Here is a 19,638-nt window from a genome sequence, read left to right as displayed (position 1 = left end):
TGCATGGAGCTGACTGTTACTAATAGGTCGAGGGCTTGACCAAAAAGGAAGACAAGCGGTGGATGGCTGGAAGAATGCGAAGAAAGCTAGCTTTCGGGAGCAATTCTGACAGACAGATGACATTTGCTTGCAAATGACATCGAAAGGCAAAGCCTTGAGATGACCGGTTGTCTACAATAAATTTGGATGATAGGCAGTGTGTAGTTTTGAGGGTATCAAATAGATGTTTACATCTATACCTTTATTCCTCGATAGCTCAATGGTAGAGCACACGGCTGTTAACCGTGGGGTTGTTGGTTCGAGCCCAACTCGGGGAGTTCTATTTGCTAATTGACAATAGCATAATAGAAATGATATAATAGATTATACGGCTCCGTGGTCAAGCGGTTAAGACATCGCCCTTTCACGGCGGTAACACGGGTTCGATTCCCGTCGGAGTCATCGAAATCAACTATCTGCATTATGGACCTTTAGCTCAGCTGGTTAGAGCAATCGGCTCATAACCGATCGGTCCTGGGTTCGAGTCCCCGAAGGTCCACTTAAAGAACGTAAACTGTTCTTTTGCCGACGTGGCTCAATTGGCAGAGCAGCTGATTTGTAATCAGCAGGTTATCGGTTCGAGTCCGATCGTCGGCTGTTAGTTAGTTTGATTTTGGCCCAGTGGCTCAGTTGGTTAGAGCGCCGCCCTGTCACGGCGGAGGTCGTCGGTTCGAGTCCGATCTGGGTCGTTTCTTTGAAATTTTCAAAGATATGCTGGTGGCTTTAATAGTCATTTCCCATGGGATCATAGCTCAGCTGGGAGAGCACCTGCCTTACAAGCAGGGGGTCACAGGTTCGAGCCCTGTTGGTCCCATCAATGCCGGCGTGGCGGAACAGGCAGACGCACAGGACTTAAAATCCTGCGGGACTAATCTCCCGTACCGGTTCGATTCCGGTCGCCGGCATTACAATTTAATATGTGCGTGTAGCTCAGCTGGATAGAGCGTCTGGCTACGGACCAGAAGGTCGAGGGTTCGACTCCTTTCACGCACGCTTAGAGTATATCAAATTGATATACTCTTTTTTTTGAAGAAAATTTCGAGGGTGATGGAATGGGAGAAAATGAGAATAATTTTCAAAAAAATCTTGACAACAGCATTGAGTTAGGTTATAGTAACTAGTGTAGAAATGAAAATCATTATCAAATAAAAAAGAAAGGGATGATATGATGCCGTTATCAATGGTAAAAGAAGGAGAACCAAGCATTATTAAAAAGGTAGGCGGAAAAGAGGAAACCCGCAGATTTTTAGAGAACCTTGGCTTTGTACCTGGTGGCACGGTGACTGTTGTTTCTGAAATCGGTGGAAATATGATTGTAAATGTCAAAGATTCCAGAGTAGCGATTGGAAAAGACATGGCAAATAAGATAATGGTGTAGGAAAAGGAAAGAAGGAGAGTTTTATGAAAACATTGAGAGAAGTTGCCTGCGGACAGACGGTTAAGGTAAAAAAACTGACTGGAGATGGCCCGGTAAAAAGACGTATTATGGACATGGGAATTACAAAGGGCGTTGATGTCTTTGTTAGGAAGGTAGCACCTTTAGGAGATCCGGTTGAGGTGACCGTAAGGGGGTATGAGTTGTCCCTGCGTAAGGCAGATGCACAGATGATTGAGATTGAGTAGGAGCGTTTATTTTTTTAAATATTAGTTAGTGAAAACTAATTATAAGTAGATAGCACAAAGAAAAGATAGAAAAAGGAGCATTCAAATGTCAGTTAAAATTGCATTAGCAGGTAATCCTAACTGCGGTAAAACAACATTATTTAATGCATTGACCGGTTCCAATCAGTTTGTTGGCAACTGGCCGGGTGTAACGGTAGAGAAGAAAGAAGGTAAACTGAAAGGACATAAGGATGTAACCATTATGGATTTACCTGGTATTTATTCTTTATCTCCTTATACACTGGAGGAGGTCGTTGCTAGAAATTATTTGATTAATGAAAGACCAGATGCCATTATTAATATTGTAGATGGAACAAATATTGAAAGAAATTTGTATCTGTCTACTCAGATTATGGAGCTTGGTATTCCGGTAATCATGGCAATCAATATGATGGATATTCTTGAGAAGAATGGAGATAAGATACATATTGATAAGCTGAGTAAGTGTCTGGGCTGTGAGATTGTTGAAATCTCTGCATTAAAGGGAACAGGTATTAAGAAAGCAGCTGAAAAGGCAGTTTCTTTAGCACAGCAGAAAAATACGGCAGCTCCGGTGCATGAGTTTGCAGCCGAGGTTGAGGAAGCAATCCGTACTGTAGAGCAGCATCTGGATACTTCTATTCCGGAGGAACAGAAGAGATTTTTTGCAATTAAGCTTTTGGAAAAGGATGATAAGATTGCAGAGCAGATGACGACAGTCCCTGATGTGACTGCTGAAATTAAAAGGTTAGAGGATAAATTTGATGATGATACAGAAAGTATTATCACGAATGAGAGATATGTGTACATTTCTTCGATTATTGGAGAGTGCTGCACTAAGAGTAAAAAGAGGGAGATGACTACCTCTGATAAAATTGACAGGATTGTTACAAACCGCTGGCTGGCACTGCCTATTTTTGCAGCTGTTATGTGGCTTGTGTATTATGTTTCAGTTACTACTGTGGGTTCCTGGGCGACGGATTGGGCAAATGATGGAGTGTTTGATAAGGGCTGGAGCTTTTTTGGTTTAGAGGTTCCTGGTATTCCTGTTTTGGTAGAGGCTGCCCTGGATGCAGTTGGCTGTGCTGACTGGCTTAAGTCTCTGATTCTGGATGGTATTGTAGCAGGTGTTGGTGCAGTGCTTGGCTTTGTGCCACAGATGCTGGTACTGTTTATTTTTCTAGCATTTTTAGAGGCTTGTGGATATATGGCGAGAGTTGCTTTCATCATGGATCGTATTTTCCGTAAATTTGGACTGTCCGGAAAATCCTTTATTCCTATACTGATCGGAACCGGTTGCGGTGTACCGGGAATTATGGCATCCAGAACGATTGAAAATGACAGAGACCGTAAGATGACGATTATGACAACTACCTTTATTCCTTGTGGGGCAAAGCTTCCTATTATTGCCTTGATTGCGGGTGCTTTATTTGACAGTGCCTCTTGGGTAGCTCCAAGTGCTTACTTTGTGGGGATTGCAGCTATTATTTGTTCTGGAATTATTCTTAAGAAAACCAAGATGTTTGCTGGAGAACCGGCACCATTCGTTATGGAGCTCCCGGCATATCACATGCCAACTGTTGGGAATGTGCTAAGAAGTATGTGGGAGCGTGGCTGGTCCTTTATTAAAAAGGCTGGAACTATCATTTTATTATCAACCATCGTACTCTGGTTCTTACAGGGCTTTGGCTGGGTAGACGGACATTTCGGCATGCTTGAGGCAGAGCAGCTGGATAGCAGTATTTTAGCGGCGATGGGTGGCATAATTGCACCAATTTTTGCACCATTGGGCTGGGGCGACTGGAAGATGGCAGTTGCAGCTGTTACAGGCCTGATTGCAAAGGAAAATGTAGTAGGTACTTTTGGCATTCTGTTTGGATTTGCAGAGGTTTCAGAGGATGGTGCAGAAATCTGGGGTCAGCTGGCAGGCAGTATGACAAGTGTGGCAGCATATTCCTTCCTGGTATTCAACCTTTTATGTGCACCTTGCTTTGCAGCGATGGGAGCAATTAAAAGAGAGATGAACAATGTAAAATGGTTTTGGTTTGCAATTGGCTATCAGACTGTCCTGGCTTATGTTGTATCTCTTTGCATTTATCAGATTGGAACTCTGCTTACAGTGGGCAGCTTCGGAATTGGGACAATAGTGGCATTTCTTTTGATAGCAGGCTTCCTGTATCTGATTTTCAGACCATATAGGGAAAGCAGGACTTTAAATTTTGGTATGAAAAAGATGGTTGGAGCGAGATAGGCAGCAGGCAGGAGGGGGATTGCATTGAAGGGCTGCAATCCCCGGTTTTGTATTAAGGAGAAGAATCAGATGAATTCAAAAAAAGAAGAAAAGGACAGAATTATTCGGAAATTAAAAAGGCAGGGGCTGCGAATAACTAAGCAGCGTTTGATGCTCTTAGATATCATTTTAGAAGAGGACTGTTCTAGCTGCAAAGAACTTTACTATAAAGCTGTCCACCAGAATTCCAGGATTGGTGCGGCAACTGTCTATCGTATGATTAATACATTAGAAGAGATTGGTGCAATCAGCAGGAAGAATATGTATAAAATTGAATCGGTAAATAGGGAATAGAAGACAAGGAAATTGAGTTTAGCATTTAAGAAGCGGAGGTATTATTATGTGGAATTGTTTTAAAAAGTTGGATATAAAGAAAACAGGAATTTTTGCAGCAGGTGTGTTATTTGGAACAGCAGGAATAAAAATGCTGTCCAGTAAAGATGCAAGAAAGATATATACAGGCTGTACGGCTGCTGTACTTCGAGCGAAAGACTGTATTATGAAAACGGCAACGATAATTCAGGAAAATGCAGAGGACATATATGCAGAAGCACAGCAGATAAATGAAGAACGTGTTGCAATGGAAGAAGAAATCGATGGAGAAGAAATCGAATGAAATTTATTATAAAGCATGAAATCCATGGTCGCATGCGTATTCATGTTCAGCAAAGACGGATGAGCTGTGAAGAAGCAGATATACTTCATTATTACTTTAGTAGTCAAAAGCTGGTGACTTTCGTTAAAGTGCAGGAGCGCACACAGGACATAATTTTATGCTACGTGGGAGAAAGAAGAAATATCCTGGAGCTGTTGAAGCGATTTTCCTATAAAAGGGCATCGGTACCAGAGTCATTTCTACGAAACTCAGGAAGAAAGCTGAATCGGAAATATTGGGAAAAGCTAGTTAATCGGGTCATACTTCGAGCTGGCAGCAGGCTTTTTATGCCCTATCCACTAAGATGTGGACTGATTTCAGTAAAGGCAGTAAAATATCTTTGGAATGGCATAAAAGCATTGAGTCGAAAAAAAATAGAGGTAGCTGTTTTGGATGCGACAGCAATAGGGGTATCAATACTTCGTGGTGATATGAATACTGCTGGATCTATTATGTTTTTACTTGGAATTGGTGAGGTACTGGAGGAATGGACCCATAAGAAATCGGTAGAAGATCTGGCAAGGAGCATGTCCTTAAATATAAGCAAGGTATGGCTTTTAAGTGATGAAAAGGAAGCTTTGGTACCGGCATCAGAAATTACGGTGGGAGATTATGTTGTTGTACATATGGGCAATGTAATACCTTTTGATGGAACAGTGATTTCTGGTGAGGCTATGGTAAATCAGGCATCTATGACTGGAGAATCATCGGCAGTATACAAGAAAAAAGAGGGATATGTTTATGCAGGGACAGTGGTGGAGGAAGGCGAACTGGTTCTGCAGGTGAAAGAAACAGCAGAATCCAGCAGATTTGAGAAAATTGTTACCATGATTGAGGAATCGGAAAAGCTGAAATCTGCCATGGAAGGAAAGGCTGAGCATTTAGCAGACAGACTGGTACCATACACGCTGGCAGGTACAGCTCTGACCTATCTATTGACTCAAAATGTAACTCGTGCACTGTCAGTGCTGATGGTTGACTTTTCCTGTGCTCTGAAACTGGCAATACCAATTTCTGTGCTCTCGGCTATCCGAGAAGCAAGCCTTTATAATATAACAGTGAAAGGTGGAAAGTATCTGGAAGCTATTGCAGAGGCAGATACGGTTGTATTTGATAAGACGGGTACACTCACGATTGCACAGCCAACCGTGGCAGAAGTAGTTTCCATGAATGGTGAAGAGCCAGATGAGCTCCTGAGAATAGCAGCCTGCATGGAGGAGCATTTTCCGCATTCTATAGCAAAAGCAGTTGTTGATGCTGCAAAGGAGAAAAATCTGGTACATGAAGAAATTCATTCTAAAGTGGAATACATAGTTGCTCATGGTATTTCGACCACACTAGATGGGAAAAGGGCTATAATTGGAAGCTATCATTTTGTATTTGAGGATGAGGGCTGTATAGTAAGAGAGGATATGAGGCAGCGACTCGCTCAGATGCCAACGGAATATTCCTATCTATATCTTGCCATAGAGAATGTTCTGGCTGCTGTTATCTGTATTGAAGATCCTTTACGGCAGGAGGCTGCAGCAGTGATTAATTCGCTGAAGAGGGCTGGTATCCGGAAACTGGTCATGATGACCGGTGACAGTGAAAGAACAGCACGGGCTATAGCTGCAAAGATTGGCGTTGATGAATACTACTCTGAGGTGCTTCCAGAGGATAAGGCGAAATTTATTGAGAAGGAAAAGAAACAGGGCAGAAGAGTAATCATGATAGGTGATGGTATCAACGATTCTCCGGCTTTGTCAATAGCAGATGTTGGAATTGCTATTAGCGATGGTGCAGAGATTGCCCGGGAAATTGCAGATATAACGATAGGTGCAGATAATTTATATGAAATTGTAACCCTAAAGGCCATCAGTAACGGTCTGGTAAAGCGGATACAGAAAAATTACTGGGCTATTGCAGGTATTAATACTGCCTTGATTGCACTAGGAGTTAGCGGTGCTATTCAGCCAACGACTTCTTCTCTTTTGCACAACACCTCGACCTTAGCAATCAGCTTAAAGAGTATGCAGGATTTACTTACCTGATTTCTCAGTAAACATATCAAAAAGCTTGACAACTAAAACTTTAAGCTTTATACTAACACCATCAAGGAAGATGGAGATGAAGATGAAGCGACAATTTAAAAAATACATAAAGCTCTTTGCATGTATCATGTTATTCGGGTTAAGTATTGGTATCATCAAAGGTATGGTCGATGTCCCTGATGATATTTTTTGGAGAATTTATTATATAACCAGCGGTATTGTCATCATTGGGTGTATTATTTTTGCTTACTATTATATCAAATATTATGGGAAAAAAATGAAAGAAGCTATTAAAATTTTAGAAGCAAAAAAACCGGATGAATATATTCAATGTGTTAATGCTTTATTATCAAAAGCCAAAGGCATATATTTAAGAACTCTGTTTACCATTAATTTATCGGCGGGTTATTCAGAAAAGAAGGAATATAAAAGGGCGATTGAACTCCTGGAGAGTGTTTCAGAAAATCCAATGTCTGGTGTACTGAAAATGATATATAAATTAAATCTTTGCTGTAACTACTACTATGATAACCAAAGGGAGAAAGCAAGGTCTATTTATCAAGAAAGTTTGAAAATATTTAAAGCCTATAGAGAATCTCCCGTGTATGGAGGGAATATTGCGGTTATTGATATATTAATGGAGCTGGAAAAAGAGAATTATGATTTGGCAGAGGCTTCTTTTTTGATTGCGAAATCGAAATGGAATAATCCTCTTTTGCAGGAAGATTTTTTATATATTGAGGAAGTCCTGAAAGAACGTATTAAAGCAGAAAAGCCTGTTTATGAACAATAAAGTAATAAGCCTCTAAAGTAAATTCAAAAGTTTTACTTTAGAGGCTGTATTTTTGGACACTTATTTACAAGGGTTATTTATAAGCTACCTTAAAGGTGGCCTTTATATTTCCAACAAATACAATGTATCCTCCCTTTGGAAGCTTGGCAGTAGTTTTACCGGTAAGCAGGGAGCTGAAGGTCAGCTTGCCAGCTTTATCATATACGGCAAAAGAGGCCTTTTTTGGAAGGGTAACATTGATTGTCTTATTTGCAGATTTACTGCTGATCTTATAGTATTTTGCAAACTCAGTCTTTGGAATTGTGACGCTGAAGCTCTTTTTGGTAGAAAGATTTTTAACAGCATCTTCGCTAATGGCCTTCATGGCACCACTGGTCAGATAGACGGTCTTATTTTGTGTGGTCATTTTCACATCTGACAGGTCACGGCCATACATCCCAGGAATCTGTACAACAGCAGAGAGCGTATAGGAATCTGTAATTTCGTCAGAGTCAATATAGTTTGGAAGTTCTTCACTAAGCTTCAGACGCTTCTTTAACAGTCCACTGGTGTATAGAGCAGAATTATACCGCTCGGATACAACAAAATAATCTTTATTCAGATACTTTTCCCATGCTTTTGCAGTAGTGGCATCCAGTTCCTTTGCTGTCAGCTTTTGGCCCTGGTAGACAGACATGGCAATTTGGCCAAGAAGCGGTACTTTTTGGTACATAGAAACATAGAAATAGGTATTTCCGGTGTCCTCGATAAAGGAAATACTGGTACTGCCATCTGGACTGAAAAATTTATTATCGCCACCATAGATAAATTTCTGAGGAGTACCATTTACGGTAAGGGTAAGGGTGCCTTCCTTTTCCATAGCAATTTTAAATGGAGCGGAATAGTTTCCATAGTAGCCTTCATATTTCAATAGTTCATCAGGAATTGCTGTTTTGACCGGAGCGGTAAAGGATTTATCAGGCAGGATTTCCTGAATTTTTCCGTTTTCCTTTAAAGCCTCCAGTAAAAGGCTTTGCCCCATAATTTGATCGATAGCACTGGAGGCACCGGAGGAAAGTACGGCAACAGCCATGTTTTTCTCTGGAAGAACAATCAGGCTTCCGTGGTAGTTCAGAGTGTCACCGCCTTTTACCAGAGCTTTGATGTTATACTGGGTAAAAGGCCAGGTATTTACACTATCCCAGCCAAGACCATAGGAGAGAGCAGAATCATGTTCAGGAGACCATCGGCCGTTTTTGTATTCTTCCTTTTCCATGGAGTCAATGAGTTCCTGGGAAAGTAAATCGGTAGAGCTGGTTATAATAGTGGAAAGGCGGCACAAATCCTCAGCAGTGGAATAAATTCCACCAGCACCAATGGCATTGAGGCTTTCATAAGGAAGCTTTGTTTTGCCGGAATAGATTCCTGCAAGGGAAGAGGTTTTGAAGGAATCTGCTGGCGTTTTTGTATTAGTCATGCCGAGAGGATTGGTAAAATATGAGGAGATAAAGCTGGAAAAGCTCTGGCCGCTGACACGCTCAACTAAAAGCTCTGCAAGGGTGAATCCATCGTTACAGTAAACAGAAAAGGCACCTGGAGCCGCTTTTAAACGCTGTGTGCTCAATATTTCCAGAAAATGGTCATGGGCATATGAGTCAGCCTGTCCCAGAAGAATGCTATTATCCAGAGTGCTTCCCATTAACCCGGAGGAATGATTTAAAAGCATACGAACAGTAATATCCTTATAGCGGCTATCAGCCATTTTAAAATCAGTAACATAGCTTACAACCGGAGTATCCAGACCTACCTTTCCCTGCTCTACCAGCTTTAATACAGCAAGGGTTGTAAAAATCTTGCTGATAGAGCCAATACCGTACTTGGTATTTGAAGTTGGAACAGTCTTTTTTGCTACGTTGTTATAACCGGCCTGACCGGAGAGAAGAATTTCTCCATCGGCAATTAAGGCATATTGAATACTGGTGGCACCGTAGACACTGGTAATGGCTGCTGCCATTTTTTCAGCACTGGCTTTTAAGGTATCAGAAGCGACAGCCTGTGTCTTTGCAGTACTAGTCGTCTGGGCAGCCTGGGCTGTAGAAACTGTTGGTGAAATTGCCAGAACAGCAGAAAGTATAAGGCAAAGACTAGTTTTTAAAAATCTTTTTTTCATGGATAAAATTCCTCCCTGTAATTTAGTTATTTTTTTATTTTAACATAACCTGACTAAAAAGTAATAATTTTAAGAAAAATGTAAGGAATTTTTTGGAGGAAAAGATTATAATGTAAAGGAATCCAAAGAGGCGATTTAATTTGCAAAAGGATAGGGAGGAATTTAGAATGAAATTGAAGAAATTAACAGGAGTAATGGCACTGGCATTAGCTTTGACTCTGGTAGCACCTGTGGGAGTGCCGATGTCACAGACTGTAGTAGCAGAGGCTGCGACAGTAAAGATTTCTGCAACGAAGAAGACTCTAACAGTAGGAAAATCCTTTACGCTGAAAATAACAGGTGCTAAAAAGAAGGTAACCTGGTCCACTAGCAAAAAATCTGTAGCAACAGTAAGCTCAAAGGGAAAGGTAACGGCAAAGAAGGCTGGTACAGCTACGATTACAGCAAAAGTAGACGGCAAGAAATACACCTGCAAGGTAACCGTAAAGAATCCGGTAAATAAGTATGTGGAAAAGGCTCCTTTTAAAGCAAAGGAAATAAAGTTTGGTAAGTATACAGCAGCGGCCCCAGAGGACTGGGCGGTAAGGACAGAAGAAGCAGAGGGGGTCACTGGTGTTTCTTTGACGGAAAAGGATGCCGTAAAAAGAAGTTATGTGTCTAATATTAATATTATAGTTATGGAAGAAGAAGCTGTAAATGATGGATATTTTGAAATCTGGAAAGAGCTTTTGAAAGAACGGCAGTCGAAAGAAGTTGCAGAGGCTAATCTGGCAGTCAACAATGGAACTCTGTCAACATATGCTTTTGATGAAGTAGCTCTTGATAATGGAAAGGCAATAAAGATTTCTATTACAGGAACGATTAAGCCAAATGACGCAGAGCTTTCTATTCAGCAGGAGGTATACTATATAATTAATGATGGTTGTTTGGTTGTGATAACAATTAATAGCTTTGGTGACACAGTAACTCCGGATGTACACAAAGCAGGAGAGTACCTCGTAAATTCCCTTATTTTTACAAAATAATATTGAATTTATTGCAGGGGACGGACTTATTTAGTCTATCCCCTGTTTTTTGTACAAAATAAAAGATTTTCTAACAAATTTTTTATATAAAAATACCTCTTGCAAGGTAGTAAAAACTATATTAAAGTATTAAGTGCATATGAAATGTAAAATTGATTTAAAATATAAGTACAGATGAATATTTTAAAAGCAGGAGTGCTTAGGAGGAAAAAATGAGTGCAGAGATAGTGCTTGGATTATTGGGAGGCCTTGGGCTTTTCCTTTATGGAATGCAGATGATGAGCGATGGACTGGAAAAGGTGGCAGGTGCTAAGATGCGTAGTGTGCTGGCTGCCTGTACCCGGAACAAGTTCGTTGGTTTGATAGTAGGAACACTGGTAACAGCGGTGATTCAGTCCTCCAGTGCAACTACAGTGCTGGTAGTCAGCTTTGTAAATGCAAGGCTGATGAATCTATCTCAGGCAGTTGGTATTATTTTAGGTGCTAACATTGGTACAACCATTACCGGTCAGCTGCTGGCCTTAAATTTGACAGCAGTTGCACCGATTTTTGTTGTTGCCGGTGTCTGTATGATTATGTTTTCCAAGAAGCCATCCGTGCGAAAGAGTGCGGAAGTAGTGCTGGGCTTTGGTATACTCTTTATTGGTATGGACATGATGTCCGGAGCTATGGAAGGCTTAAAAAGTATGCCTGCTGTGGTGGACACGCTGTCTTCTCTTAAGAATCCTGTGATGGGTATTCTGGTAGGTTTTATAATTACAGCTGTATTACAGAGCTCCTCTGCAACCATTGGTATTGTTATGGTACTGGCTTCTCAGGAGCTGATAGGGCTGCCAATTGCATTTTATATTATCCTGGGTTGTAATATAGGCTCCTGTGTCACTGCACTTTTAGCTTCTCTGAATGGAAAGAAGGATGCAAGGCGTGCGGCACTGGTGCACCTGATTGTTAATATTGTCGGTGCTATTGTGAATGCTCTGATGCTGTGGTTCTTTATGGATGAAATTATAGAGATTTTAAATTTCTTTACCAGAAACGTACCAAATATCGCAGTGAATGGAGTCAATGATAAGCTGGCTAAGGATGTAGCGAATGCAAATACCTTCTTGAAAATGTTCCAGGTATTTCTCGTATTCCCATTTACGGGTTGGATTGTCAAACTGAGTGAGCTTTTAGTACCAGGAGATGATGAAAAGGTAGACCGCCAGCACTTAAAATATATTGGTGAGCATACCGTATATTCTCCAGCAGCAGCTGTGCCACAGGCTATTCGTGAGATTATCCGGATGGGCAAGATTGCCTTTGAAAATTTGGATATGGCAATGGAAGCACTGTTTAATATGGATATAGATAAAGCAGAAAAGGTTTACGAAAACGAACACTTTATCAATTATATGAATGAAGCAATTACGAAATACCTGGTACAGGTCAACCAGCTGTCTCTGCCAATGGGAGACCGTAAGATGTTAGGAGCACTGTTCCATGTAGTCAGTGATATAGAGCGTATTGGTGACCATGCAGAGAACCTTGCTGATTTTACAAAAACAATGGTAGAAGATGATATCACGTTCAGTGAAGCAGGGGAGAAAGAGCTTAGAGAAATGTTTACCCTAACGCAGGAGCTTTTAGGTTATTCTCTGGAAATGTTCGGAGAAAAGAGTGAAGAGCATCTGAAGGAAATTCTGGAGCTGGAAGATAAGATTGATACAATGGAAAAGCAGCTACAGAGAAACCATGTAAAGAGACTGACTAAGGATGAATGTAGTCCGGAGTCTGGTATGATTTTCTCTGATTTAGTATCTAACCTGGAGAGAGTAGCAGACCATGGTACCAATATTGCGTTCTCTATTCTGGAGGAAAGCGAAGATGAGAACGAGCTGGAGCAGGCTGCTTTGGCAGACAAGGAGGAGCTATAAAATTTCTCCTTGCATTTTAAAAATGATTGTGGTATATTAACTGGTATAGGAATTCTATACCATGTGCGTGTAGCTCAGCTGGATAGAGCGTCTGGCTACGGACCAGAAGGTCGAGGGTTCGACTCCTTTCACGCACGTTGAAGGACTCGGCAGAAGCCGAGTCTTTGCTATTTATATGGAGGGATAAGTGATGAAGCCAGCAATCGATGTAAACTATATTAATCCATTTTTAATGTCCACTATGAGTATTTTTGAAAGCATGGTGCAGACTAAACTGGGAGTTGGCAAGCCGGCGGCAGGTGAGCTTAAGTTTGAAAATAGTATGTTTATTATACAGGTCGGTATTACTGGTCAGATGAAGGGACAGGTGCTTTTAGTGATTCCGCAGGAGAATGCGAAAAAGATAGCCAGCAGTATGATGTGTGGTATGCAGGTAGAAGAACTGGATGAGATTTCCCGTTCGGCTTTGGGTGAGCTTGGCAATATGATTATGGGAAATACAGCTACCCTGTTTTCTAATCAGGGGATTATTATTGATATCACTCCGCCTCTTTCTATGTCTGGAAATAAGCTTATTTTGCAGGCAGATATCCAGTCAATCCGTGTACCAATGCTTTTAGAAGGAGAAGAATTTTTCAGTATCTATATCTGTGTTTCAAAAAATTAGCAGGAGAATAATTTATGGACAGAAACGAGTTTTTAGCAGTACTAGAAAGTGCTTTAAAGGGTGAGATACCAGATTATGAGATAGCAGATCATATACAGTACTATGATAGCTATATTCGCGAAAATAATGGAAAAACAGAAGACCAGAAGTTAGCAGAGCTTGGTGACCCAAGACTGATAGCAAGGACTATTATGGATGCCAGAATGTCCAGAGAAGGACAGGGAAGCTACCAGGAGAATTATCGACAGGCACAGTATGACGAAGAAACCGAAAGACGGGAATCCGGTCAGACAAATGTCCATTACAGAACTTACACCTGGGATGGGCTTACCTGGTATCAGAAGCTTCTGGCATTGTTGATTTTGCTTTTGGTAATTGTTGTTGTTATTGCAGTTGCTGGATTAGGAATTCAGATTTTCTTTTCTGTAGTTCTCCCGGTGCTGGTTGTCGTATTTGTCATCAGGGTAATTATTTCATTTTTCAGATAGTTAGGGCAGGTAAGAAGCGGAGAATAGCTCTGCTTCTTTTTTTGAATCAAAAAGTATAGGAGCCGTGGGGTTCACGGCTCCTATGAGGGGAGTATAAATAATTAATAAGGGGTGTGCTAATGTTCATAAGGGGTAAACATTAGCATAGAAGCATTATAATATAAAAAAAATTAAATTGCAACCATATCAGACAAAAAAATTTGTAAAATCCTTACAGATTATTTTTTTAGTCTATAGGATATACTATTCGTGTAACAAAAAACAAATCCCAAGGAGGACTATAAAAATGGAAAAAAACTTAAATAATTCTTCTAAGAATACAACTTCCCAGAACAAGACGTCTAATAAGACATCTAATGGCACTAGTAATAGTAAAAACAGTACTAATAATAAGGGATCTCAGAATAAGACTTCTAACTCTTATCAGGATGCTTCCGGTACAAATAAGAACCAGAATAACTAAGAGAAAGCAGGAATAGTTCCAAAAATGGCATGGCCCAGCTTGGGCTGTGCCATTTTTATGTAATAACGAATATGATAAAATAAAAGGAAAGGAGTGCCGGGTATGGGCTTTGAGGTCATTCATCCAAAGGAACTGGAGGAATATCTGGGACGCAGCGACGTAATTATAGTGGATTTGAGGGATAAAAAGGAATATCTGGAATACCATCTCAAGGGAGCTGTTAATATTCCCTATGAGGAGCTTGAGGATCGGAAAAAGTGGTTGCTGCCTTATCCTATCATTATTTTTTACTGTGACAGGGGCAATGTGAGCCTGATGGCTGCCCGGGATTTAAAGGATTGGAAAAACAGAATAATTACAGTAAGCGGCGGAGTGCATCAATTCCGGGAGCTTTTCTGATTTTATAGATGATTTCAATTGACGTCACGCTCTAAATCAGTCATAATGAAAAAAGGAGTAAGTTAAAAAGGAGAATATAGCTACATGGAAAAATTTGAACTGATTGCACCATGCCATTTTGGAATGGAGGCAGTTTTAAAAAGAGAAATATATGATTTAGGGTATGATATTACCTCAGTAGAGGATGGGAAGGTAACTTTTTTGGGAGATGCAGAAGCCATCTGCCGTGCTAATGTATTTTTACGAACAACAGAGAGAATACTTTTAAAGGTAGGAAAATTCAAGGCAGAGACCTTTGATGAGTTGTTTGAAAAAACAAAGGCTCTGCCTTGGGAAAATTATATTCCTGAGGATGGAAAATTCTGGGTTGCAAAGGCTAATTCTATTAAAAGCAAGCTTTACAGTCCTTCGGATATCCAGTCTATCATGAAAAAGGCGATTGTAGAGCGGTTGAAGCTCAAATATAAAAAGGATTGGTTCTCGGAGACAGGAGAAGCTTTTCCAATTCGAGTGGCTTTTATGAAGGATGAGATAATGATTGGTATTGATACCTCTGGGGAGTCTCTGCATAAAAGAGGCTACCGTAAGCTGACCAGTAAGGCCCCGGTGACAGAGACACTGGCAGCAGCACTTATTATGCTGACTCCATGGAAAAATGACCGCATTTTAGTTGACCCGTTCTGTGGATGTGGTACAATTCCCATTGAGGCAGCAATGATAGGAGCTAATATTGCTCCGGGGATGAACCGTTCCTTTGCTTCGGAGGGATGGCATCATCTGATTCCTGAGAAATATTGGAGGGAGGCTGTAGAAGAGGCAGAGGATCTTATAGAAAGAGATGTAGAAATGAATATCCAGGGCTATGATATTGATGGTGATATTGTCCGGGCCGCCAGAGAAAATGCAAGACTTGCCGGTGTGGATAGGTACATCCATTTTCAGCAGCGTCCAATGCAGGAGCTGAAGAATCCAAAGAAATATGGATTTATTATTACGAATCCACCCTATGGAGAGAGGCTGGAGGAAAAGGCCGCGATGCCAAAGCTCTATAAGGAAATGGGAGAAACCTTTGCAGGCTTGGACAGCTGGTCTTATTACATTATCACAGCCTTTGAGGAGGCAGAAAAATATATGGGGCGAAAGGCAGATAAAAATAGAAAAATTTATAATGGTATGATGAAAACCTATTATTATCAGTTCCTGGGGCCAAAGCCGCCAAAACGCCAGAAATACAAAGAAAACGGTTGCTAAATTTCGACAGATATAGTATAATTTCTACAGTTGTAGGACTTATGCAGGAGGAATTCATGAAGGAAAAATTGCTTAGAGAGCTGGCGGCGAAAAGTATCGTTATTATGCTTGGAACTATGGTAACCTCTTATGGAATGGGAACGGCCTCTGTTGCAAATGCATCCTTTGGTGAAAATGTACAGGTAGATAGTGCGAGAGTTATTTCCCAGGAGGAAGCAAAGGATTTAGGGGCTGAGAAAATATATACCAATTTGGAAACTGGCATGGTTGTAAATCAATTGGCAGAGCCGTATCTGGTAATTGAAAAGCCGGAATCTAAAAGCTATGAGGTATCAATGGAAGACTTATATATGGAACGCAGTCTTCGATTGTCAATTTATGGTCTGGAGGATAAAAGCTTTACCAGGGGAAGTCTGTCTAGAGGCAATGAAGAAGACACCAGTATTAAAAAGGTGAGCTTTGTATATGATTATGTGCCGGAAGCCTTTTCTTATACCGCAGTTTATGAGGTAGAGTTTAATAGCCTTTATGCATACCAGATTTATGAGGATAAAGAGGCGATTTATATTGAGCTGTGGGAGCCATCCCAGCTGTATGACCGGATTTTGGTAGTGGATGCCGGTCATGGAGGCAATGACATCGGTACTTATTCCCCTGATATGAAATATTATGAAAAGGATATTAATTTAAGCATTGTTAAGCACTTAAAGAAGCTTCTAGATAAAGAGGAAATAAAGGTATATTATACCCGCCTTTCAGATGAAAAGGTATATCTGAATCCGAGAATTGATTTAGCAAATGAACTAAAAACAGATCTTTTGATTAGCATTCATTGTAATTCCAGTGATAGCTCCACGGCAAAAGGGTGTGAGGTTTTGTATGGTACGAAGAACCAAAAGGGGCTGGAATTTGATTCCAAAGCATTGGCAGAGCTTTGTCTGAAAAGCATGACGGAAAACGGCAATCTTGCTAATCGGGGGCTTGTAAAGAATAATGAGATCTATATTATCGGGAAATCCAAGGTGCCAGTAGCCTTGATTGAAACTGGTTTCATGAGTAATGAATCAGATTTAGAATTTATTATAAAAAAGGAAAATCAGGAAAAGATGGCAGAATACATATATCAGGCTGTGATGAAGGCTTTTTCACAGCTGGAGACAGAATAGAAAGGACGAGTTTACCTATGGGACGCCGGAGGATTATATTTGCAACAGGGAATGAAGGCAAGATGCGGGAGGTTCGGATGATTCTTGCAGATATGGAGCTGGATCCTGTTTCCATGAAGGAGGCGGGCATAGAAGCTGATATCGTAGAGGACGGGGCAACCTTTGAAGAAAATGCAGCCATCAAGGCAAGAACAATTATGGAGCTGACAGGAGAAATCGTACTGGCTGATGACTCAGGGCTTGAGGTAGACTATCTGAATGGAGAACCGGGGGTGTATTCTGCCCGTTACATGGGAGAGAATACGCCATATACAATAAAAAATAATCATATCATTGAGCTTTTAAGGGATGCCAAGGGAGAAGAACGGAGTGCCCGCTTTGTGTCTGCAATTGCCTGTGCCTTTCCTGATGGAGAAGTCATTACGGTACGGGGAACTATCGAAGGTGTTATTGGCTATGAAGAAAAGGGAGAAAATGGATTTGGCTACGATCCGATTTTTTATGTGCCGGAGCTTGGAATGACGACAGCACAGCTACCGCCGGAGAGAAAAAATGAAATCAGTCACAGGGGCAAGGCTCTTAGGTTAATGAAAGAATGCTTAAAGGAAAGAGGAATCTGACTGATGAAAATATTAGTGGTAAGTGATTCGCATGGAAGAAATGTTTATTTAGAAAAGGTTCTGGAGACGGTAGAGCCTGATATGCTGATACATCTGGGTGATTTAGAAGGAAGCGAGATATTTATCCAGAACAAGGTAAGCTGCCCGGTGGAGATGGTGTCCGGAAACAATGATTATTTTTCTGACCTGGAGCGGGAAAAACTGATTACGATAGGACGCTACAAGGTTCTTTTAACTCATGGGCATCGTTATAGAGTTCATTATGGGACAGAGACGATTAAGGATTGGGCCAGACAGATGGGGGCTGATATTGTTATGTTTGGGCATACCCATATGCCGCTTTTGGATACCAGCACGGATGTGACGGCTCTGAATCCGGGAAGTATATCCCAGCCGAGGCAGGAAGGAAGGATTCCTACCTATGCGATTGTAGAATTGGACAGGAATGGAGAGATTCATTTTACTTTAAATTATGTAAAATAGTGGGAATAATACAAAAAATAAAAAAAATTAAAAAAATTCAAAAAAACTGTTGACATTTATTTTGTTATAGTCTATAATAAGTATTGTCCTTAAGGGGTACAAAAAACCTCAAAAAAACGGGGTGTGGCTCAGCTTGGCTAGAGCGCTTGATTTGGGATCAAGAGGTCGCAGGTTCGAATCCTGTCACCCCGATTAAAAATTTAATATTGTGCGGGTGTAGTTCAATGGTAGAACACTAGCCTTCCAAGCTAGATACGTGGGTTCGATTCCCATCACCCGCTTCAGCCGAAAGGTTGAATACGTGCTAGTAGCTCAGTTGGATAGAGCAACGGCCTTCTAAGCCGTGTGTCGGGGGTTCGAATCCCTTCTGGCACGCTTTTACTTTGTTTAAAGTAAATTTTTGTTTTATAGCCGTAGGTGGAAGAAACATGGTGGGTATGGCGCAGTTGGTTAGCGCGCCAGATTGTGGCTCTGGAGGCCGAGGGTTCGAGTCCCTCTATCCACCCTTATTCTTTAAGCTCAGTAAGATAATGATGGGCTATCGCCAAGCGGTAAGGCACAGGACTTTGACTCCTGCATTCGCTGGTTCAAATCCAGCTAGCCCAGTATGGGATATTAGCTCAGGTGGTAGAGCACTTGACTTTTAATCAAGTTGTCCGGGGTTCGAGTCCCCGATGTCTCATTAGATCCCAGGCACCTGTGGTGTTACGGGATTTTTTTATTCAATAGGAAAGTTATAATTATGCGGGTATGGCGGAATTGGCAGACGCGCTAGATTTAGGTTCTAGTGGGAGACCGTGCAGGTTCAAGTCCTGTTACCCGCAGTCTGACAAGGGCCCCAGAAATTAATCCTATGATTAGTTTCTGGGGCTCTTTTTGTTATTGAAAGTGTTTGTGACGATGAGTATAATAATATTATAGAAGGGAATAGGAGAAAACTTATGTTTTTTTGGATGGTTTTAGGAGGGCTCTTATTTCATCATTATCTGCATATATGCGGGAATCACCTCGGCTTTTAGTTGGTTTTGGGTATTAGTGGAGTATTGGGAATTACCCTGGGTATTCCTTTATTATGGCAGTAAAAGACCACAGCCAGGGGCAGATTATTTAATTGTGCTGGGTTGCCAGATACGGGGGACTAAAATTACCCGCTCCTTAAAATACCGATTGGAAGCAGCAGTGGAATATGGAAAGGAAAATCTGGAAACGGTAATCGTGGTATTTGGTGGACAGGGCTCTGGCGAGGAAGTTTCTGAGGCGGAGGCTATGAGGGGTATCTTTTGAAAAAAAGGAATTTCTGAAGAAAGAATATGGATGGAAGATGTTTCAACCAATACCTATGAGAATATGAAATTCAGCCGTGAACTGATTCTTAAAGAAAGGAAAAAGAGCGGCTTAAAGCTTCCTGTTGTATCCCTGGGACTCTGGCATAATTTTGGAACCAATGATAACTTTGAAAATATGAAGCAGATGTGCTTTGTTGCTTTTAATAATGGAATTATTTTGATTTTCAAGAAACGAAAAGAGTGTTGGTATTATAGCTCTTAAGCTAGGACTACG

At 41.0% G+C, this 19,638-nt stretch carries 18 protein-coding genes, 16 tRNA genes and 1 pseudogene; 34 read left to right on the top strand and 1 reads right to left on the bottom strand.

Annotated features, from left to right (window positions below):
* Nucleotides 1-245 precede the first annotated feature (245 nt).
* The 15 genes and pseudogenes from ASU35_RS14045 (at nt 246) to ASU35_RS13975 (ending at nt 7,451) form a co-directional block, all read left to right on the top strand.
* A tRNA-Asn gene (locus tag ASU35_RS14045) sits at nt 246-317 on the top strand.
* A gap of 52 nt (nt 318-369) precedes the next feature.
* A tRNA-Glu gene (locus ASU35_RS14040) sits at nt 370-441 on the top strand.
* 23 nt (nt 442-464) lie between these two features.
* Nucleotides 465-538, top strand: a tRNA-Ile gene (locus ASU35_RS14035).
* A gap of 25 nt (nt 539-563) precedes the next feature.
* Nucleotides 564-636 (top strand) — tRNA-Thr (locus tag ASU35_RS14030).
* A gap of 18 nt (nt 637-654) precedes the next feature.
* Nucleotides 655-728 (top strand) — tRNA-Asp (locus tag ASU35_RS14025).
* A 52-nt stretch (nt 729-780) separates the two neighbouring features.
* Nucleotides 781-853: transfer RNA gene (locus ASU35_RS14020), tRNA-Val, on the top strand.
* A gap of 5 nt (nt 854-858) precedes the next feature.
* Nucleotides 859-944, top strand: a tRNA-Leu gene (locus ASU35_RS14015).
* A gap of 14 nt (nt 945-958) precedes the next feature.
* Nucleotides 959-1,032 (top strand) — tRNA-Arg (locus ASU35_RS14010).
* Nucleotides 1,033-1,204: 172 nt separating this feature from the next.
* The gene (locus ASU35_RS14005; RefSeq protein WP_058353612.1) at nt 1,205-1,417 is read left to right on the top strand and encodes a FeoA family protein; all 213 of its coding nucleotides are present in this window, start codon (nt 1,205-1,207) and stop codon (nt 1,415-1,417) included.
* Between the two features lie 23 nt (nt 1,418-1,440).
* Nucleotides 1,441-1,662 carry a FeoA family protein gene (locus ASU35_RS14000; protein ID WP_058353611.1) on the top strand — a complete coding sequence of 74 codons (222 nt, stop codon included), beginning with the start codon at nt 1,441-1,443 and terminating at the stop codon, nt 1,660-1,662.
* 85 nt (nt 1,663-1,747) lie between these two features.
* Nucleotides 1,748-3,931, top strand: coding sequence for a ferrous iron transport protein B (gene feoB / locus ASU35_RS13995; RefSeq protein ID WP_058353610.1), 2,184 nt, complete (start codon nt 1,748-1,750; stop codon nt 3,929-3,931).
* 69 nt (nt 3,932-4,000) lie between these two features.
* Nucleotides 4,001-4,243, top strand: a pseudogene (locus ASU35_RS13990) (transcriptional repressor); the annotation flags it as partial.
* 67 nt (nt 4,244-4,310) lie between these two features.
* Nucleotides 4,311-4,586: a DUF6110 family protein gene (locus tag ASU35_RS13985; RefSeq protein WP_058353609.1), complete on the top strand. Its 276-nt coding sequence runs from the start codon at nt 4,311-4,313 to the stop codon at nt 4,584-4,586.
* Nucleotides 4,583-6,658, top strand: a complete 2,076-nt coding sequence (locus tag ASU35_RS13980) for a heavy metal translocating P-type ATPase (RefSeq protein ID WP_058353608.1) — start codon at nt 4,583-4,585, stop codon at nt 6,656-6,658. The genes ASU35_RS13985 and ASU35_RS13980 overlap by 4 nt, the downstream gene beginning before the upstream one ends.
* 76 nt (nt 6,659-6,734) lie before the next feature.
* Nucleotides 6,735-7,451, top strand: coding sequence for a hypothetical protein (locus ASU35_RS13975; protein ID WP_058353607.1), 717 nt, complete (start codon nt 6,735-6,737; stop codon nt 7,449-7,451).
* A 73-nt stretch (nt 7,452-7,524) separates the two neighbouring features.
* On the opposite strand, the gene ASU35_RS13970 is transcribed toward ASU35_RS13975, so the two are convergent.
* Nucleotides 7,525-9,600 (bottom strand): serine hydrolase domain-containing protein, encoded by a 2,076-nt coding sequence (locus ASU35_RS13970; RefSeq protein ID WP_058353606.1) that lies wholly within the window; start codon nt 9,598-9,600, stop codon nt 7,525-7,527.
* 167 nt (nt 9,601-9,767) lie between these two features.
* Between ASU35_RS13970 and ASU35_RS13965 the strand changes: the two genes are divergently transcribed.
* From ASU35_RS13965 to ASU35_RS20780, 19 genes are all read left to right on the top strand, one after another.
* Nucleotides 9,768-10,625: an Ig-like domain-containing protein gene (locus ASU35_RS13965; RefSeq protein ID WP_058353605.1), complete on the top strand. Its 858-nt coding sequence runs from the start codon at nt 9,768-9,770 to the stop codon at nt 10,623-10,625.
* Nucleotides 10,626-10,837: 212 nt separating this feature from the next.
* Nucleotides 10,838-12,541, top strand: a complete 1,704-nt coding sequence (locus ASU35_RS13960; protein ID WP_058353604.1) for a Na/Pi cotransporter family protein — start codon at nt 10,838-10,840, stop codon at nt 12,539-12,541.
* Between the two features lie 63 nt (nt 12,542-12,604).
* Nucleotides 12,605-12,678, top strand: a tRNA-Arg gene (locus tag ASU35_RS13955).
* A 53-nt stretch (nt 12,679-12,731) separates the two neighbouring features.
* On the top strand, nt 12,732-13,208 hold the full coding sequence (locus tag ASU35_RS13950; protein ID WP_058353603.1) for a chemotaxis protein CheX: 477 nt from the start codon (nt 12,732-12,734) through the stop codon (nt 13,206-13,208).
* Between the two features lie 14 nt (nt 13,209-13,222).
* Nucleotides 13,223-13,696, top strand: coding sequence for a DUF1700 domain-containing protein (locus tag ASU35_RS13945; protein WP_058353602.1), 474 nt, complete (start codon nt 13,223-13,225; stop codon nt 13,694-13,696).
* 565 nt (nt 13,697-14,261) lie between these two features.
* Nucleotides 14,262-14,558, top strand: a complete 297-nt coding sequence (locus ASU35_RS13940) for a rhodanese-like domain-containing protein (protein ID WP_058353601.1) — start codon at nt 14,262-14,264, stop codon at nt 14,556-14,558.
* 84 nt (nt 14,559-14,642) lie between these two features.
* On the top strand, nt 14,643-15,809 hold the full coding sequence (locus ASU35_RS13935) for a THUMP domain-containing class I SAM-dependent RNA methyltransferase (protein WP_058353600.1): 1,167 nt from the start codon (nt 14,643-14,645) through the stop codon (nt 15,807-15,809).
* Nucleotides 15,810-15,865: 56 nt separating this feature from the next.
* Nucleotides 15,866-16,975, top strand: coding sequence for an N-acetylmuramoyl-L-alanine amidase family protein (locus ASU35_RS13930; RefSeq protein WP_058353599.1), 1,110 nt, complete (start codon nt 15,866-15,868; stop codon nt 16,973-16,975).
* A 17-nt stretch (nt 16,976-16,992) separates the two neighbouring features.
* Nucleotides 16,993-17,595, top strand: coding sequence for an XTP/dITP diphosphatase (locus ASU35_RS13925; protein ID WP_058353598.1), 603 nt, complete (start codon nt 16,993-16,995; stop codon nt 17,593-17,595).
* Nucleotides 17,596-17,598: 3 nt separating this feature from the next.
* A complete protein-coding gene (locus tag ASU35_RS13920) occupies nt 17,599-18,078 on the top strand; it encodes a metallophosphoesterase (RefSeq protein WP_058353597.1) in 480 nt (159 codons plus the stop codon).
* Nucleotides 18,079-18,195: 117 nt separating this feature from the next.
* Nucleotides 18,196-18,270, top strand: a tRNA-Pro gene (locus tag ASU35_RS13915).
* Nucleotides 18,271-18,288: 18 nt separating this feature from the next.
* Nucleotides 18,289-18,359, top strand: a tRNA-Gly gene (locus ASU35_RS13910).
* A gap of 20 nt (nt 18,360-18,379) precedes the next feature.
* Nucleotides 18,380-18,453, top strand: a tRNA-Arg gene (locus tag ASU35_RS13905).
* A 56-nt stretch (nt 18,454-18,509) separates the two neighbouring features.
* Nucleotides 18,510-18,583 (top strand) — tRNA-His (locus ASU35_RS13900).
* A 29-nt stretch (nt 18,584-18,612) separates the two neighbouring features.
* Nucleotides 18,613-18,684: transfer RNA gene (locus ASU35_RS13895), tRNA-Gln, on the top strand.
* A gap of 3 nt (nt 18,685-18,687) precedes the next feature.
* Nucleotides 18,688-18,760: transfer RNA gene (locus tag ASU35_RS13890), tRNA-Lys, on the top strand.
* A 62-nt stretch (nt 18,761-18,822) separates the two neighbouring features.
* Nucleotides 18,823-18,902 (top strand) — tRNA-Leu (locus ASU35_RS13885).
* A gap of 211 nt (nt 18,903-19,113) precedes the next feature.
* Nucleotides 19,114-19,362 carry a YdcF family protein gene (locus tag ASU35_RS20785; RefSeq protein WP_058353596.1) on the top strand — a complete coding sequence of 83 codons (249 nt, stop codon included), beginning with the start codon at nt 19,114-19,116 and terminating at the stop codon, nt 19,360-19,362.
* Nucleotides 19,363-19,392: 30 nt separating this feature from the next.
* A complete protein-coding gene (locus ASU35_RS20780; RefSeq protein WP_058353595.1) occupies nt 19,393-19,626 on the top strand; it encodes a YdcF family protein in 234 nt (77 codons plus the stop codon).
* Nucleotides 19,627-19,638: the final 12 nt, after the last annotated feature.

The sequence above is a fragment of the Acetivibrio ethanolgignens genome (genome assembly GCF_001461035.1).
GTDB lineage: Bacteria > Bacillota > Clostridia > Lachnospirales > Lachnospiraceae > Velocimicrobium > Velocimicrobium ethanolgignens.
The sequence above is the reverse complement of the archived record's forward strand: the minus strand, read 5'-3'. Positions and strand labels throughout refer to the sequence as shown.

Excerpts from the sequence above, each read along its gene's own strand:
- ASU35_RS14005 (WP_058353612.1), top strand. The coding sequence starts at position 1,205 with ATGATGCCGTTATCAATGGTAAAAGAAGGAGAACCAAGCATTATTAAA.
- ASU35_RS14000 (WP_058353611.1), top strand. The coding sequence starts at position 1,441 with ATGAAAACATTGAGAGAAGTTGCCTGCGGACAGACGGTTAAGGTAAAA.
- feoB (WP_058353610.1), top strand. The coding sequence starts at position 1,748 with ATGTCAGTTAAAATTGCATTAGCAGGTAATCCTAACTGCGGTAAAACA.
- ASU35_RS13985 (WP_058353609.1), top strand. The coding sequence starts at position 4,311 with ATGTGGAATTGTTTTAAAAAGTTGGATATAAAGAAAACAGGAATTTTT.
- ASU35_RS13980 (WP_058353608.1), top strand. The coding sequence starts at position 4,583 with ATGAAATTTATTATAAAGCATGAAATCCATGGTCGCATGCGTATTCAT.
- ASU35_RS13975 (WP_058353607.1), top strand. The coding sequence starts at position 6,735 with ATGAAGATGAAGCGACAATTTAAAAAATACATAAAGCTCTTTGCATGT.
- ASU35_RS13970 (WP_058353606.1), bottom strand. The coding sequence starts at position 9,600 with ATGAAAAAAAGATTTTTAAAAACTAGTCTTTGCCTTATACTTTCTGCT.
- ASU35_RS13965 (WP_058353605.1), top strand. The coding sequence starts at position 9,768 with ATGAAATTGAAGAAATTAACAGGAGTAATGGCACTGGCATTAGCTTTG.
- ASU35_RS13960 (WP_058353604.1), top strand. The coding sequence starts at position 10,838 with ATGAGTGCAGAGATAGTGCTTGGATTATTGGGAGGCCTTGGGCTTTTC.
- ASU35_RS13950 (WP_058353603.1), top strand. The coding sequence starts at position 12,732 with ATGAAGCCAGCAATCGATGTAAACTATATTAATCCATTTTTAATGTCC.
- ASU35_RS13945 (WP_058353602.1), top strand. The coding sequence starts at position 13,223 with ATGGACAGAAACGAGTTTTTAGCAGTACTAGAAAGTGCTTTAAAGGGT.
- ASU35_RS13940 (WP_058353601.1), top strand. The coding sequence starts at position 14,262 with ATGGGCTTTGAGGTCATTCATCCAAAGGAACTGGAGGAATATCTGGGA.
- ASU35_RS13935 (WP_058353600.1), top strand. The coding sequence starts at position 14,643 with ATGGAAAAATTTGAACTGATTGCACCATGCCATTTTGGAATGGAGGCA.
- ASU35_RS13930 (WP_058353599.1), top strand. The coding sequence starts at position 15,866 with ATGAAGGAAAAATTGCTTAGAGAGCTGGCGGCGAAAAGTATCGTTATT.
- ASU35_RS13925 (WP_058353598.1), top strand. The coding sequence starts at position 16,993 with ATGGGACGCCGGAGGATTATATTTGCAACAGGGAATGAAGGCAAGATG.
- ASU35_RS13920 (WP_058353597.1), top strand. The coding sequence starts at position 17,599 with ATGAAAATATTAGTGGTAAGTGATTCGCATGGAAGAAATGTTTATTTA.
- ASU35_RS20780 (WP_058353595.1), top strand. The coding sequence starts at position 19,393 with ATGGAAGATGTTTCAACCAATACCTATGAGAATATGAAATTCAGCCGT.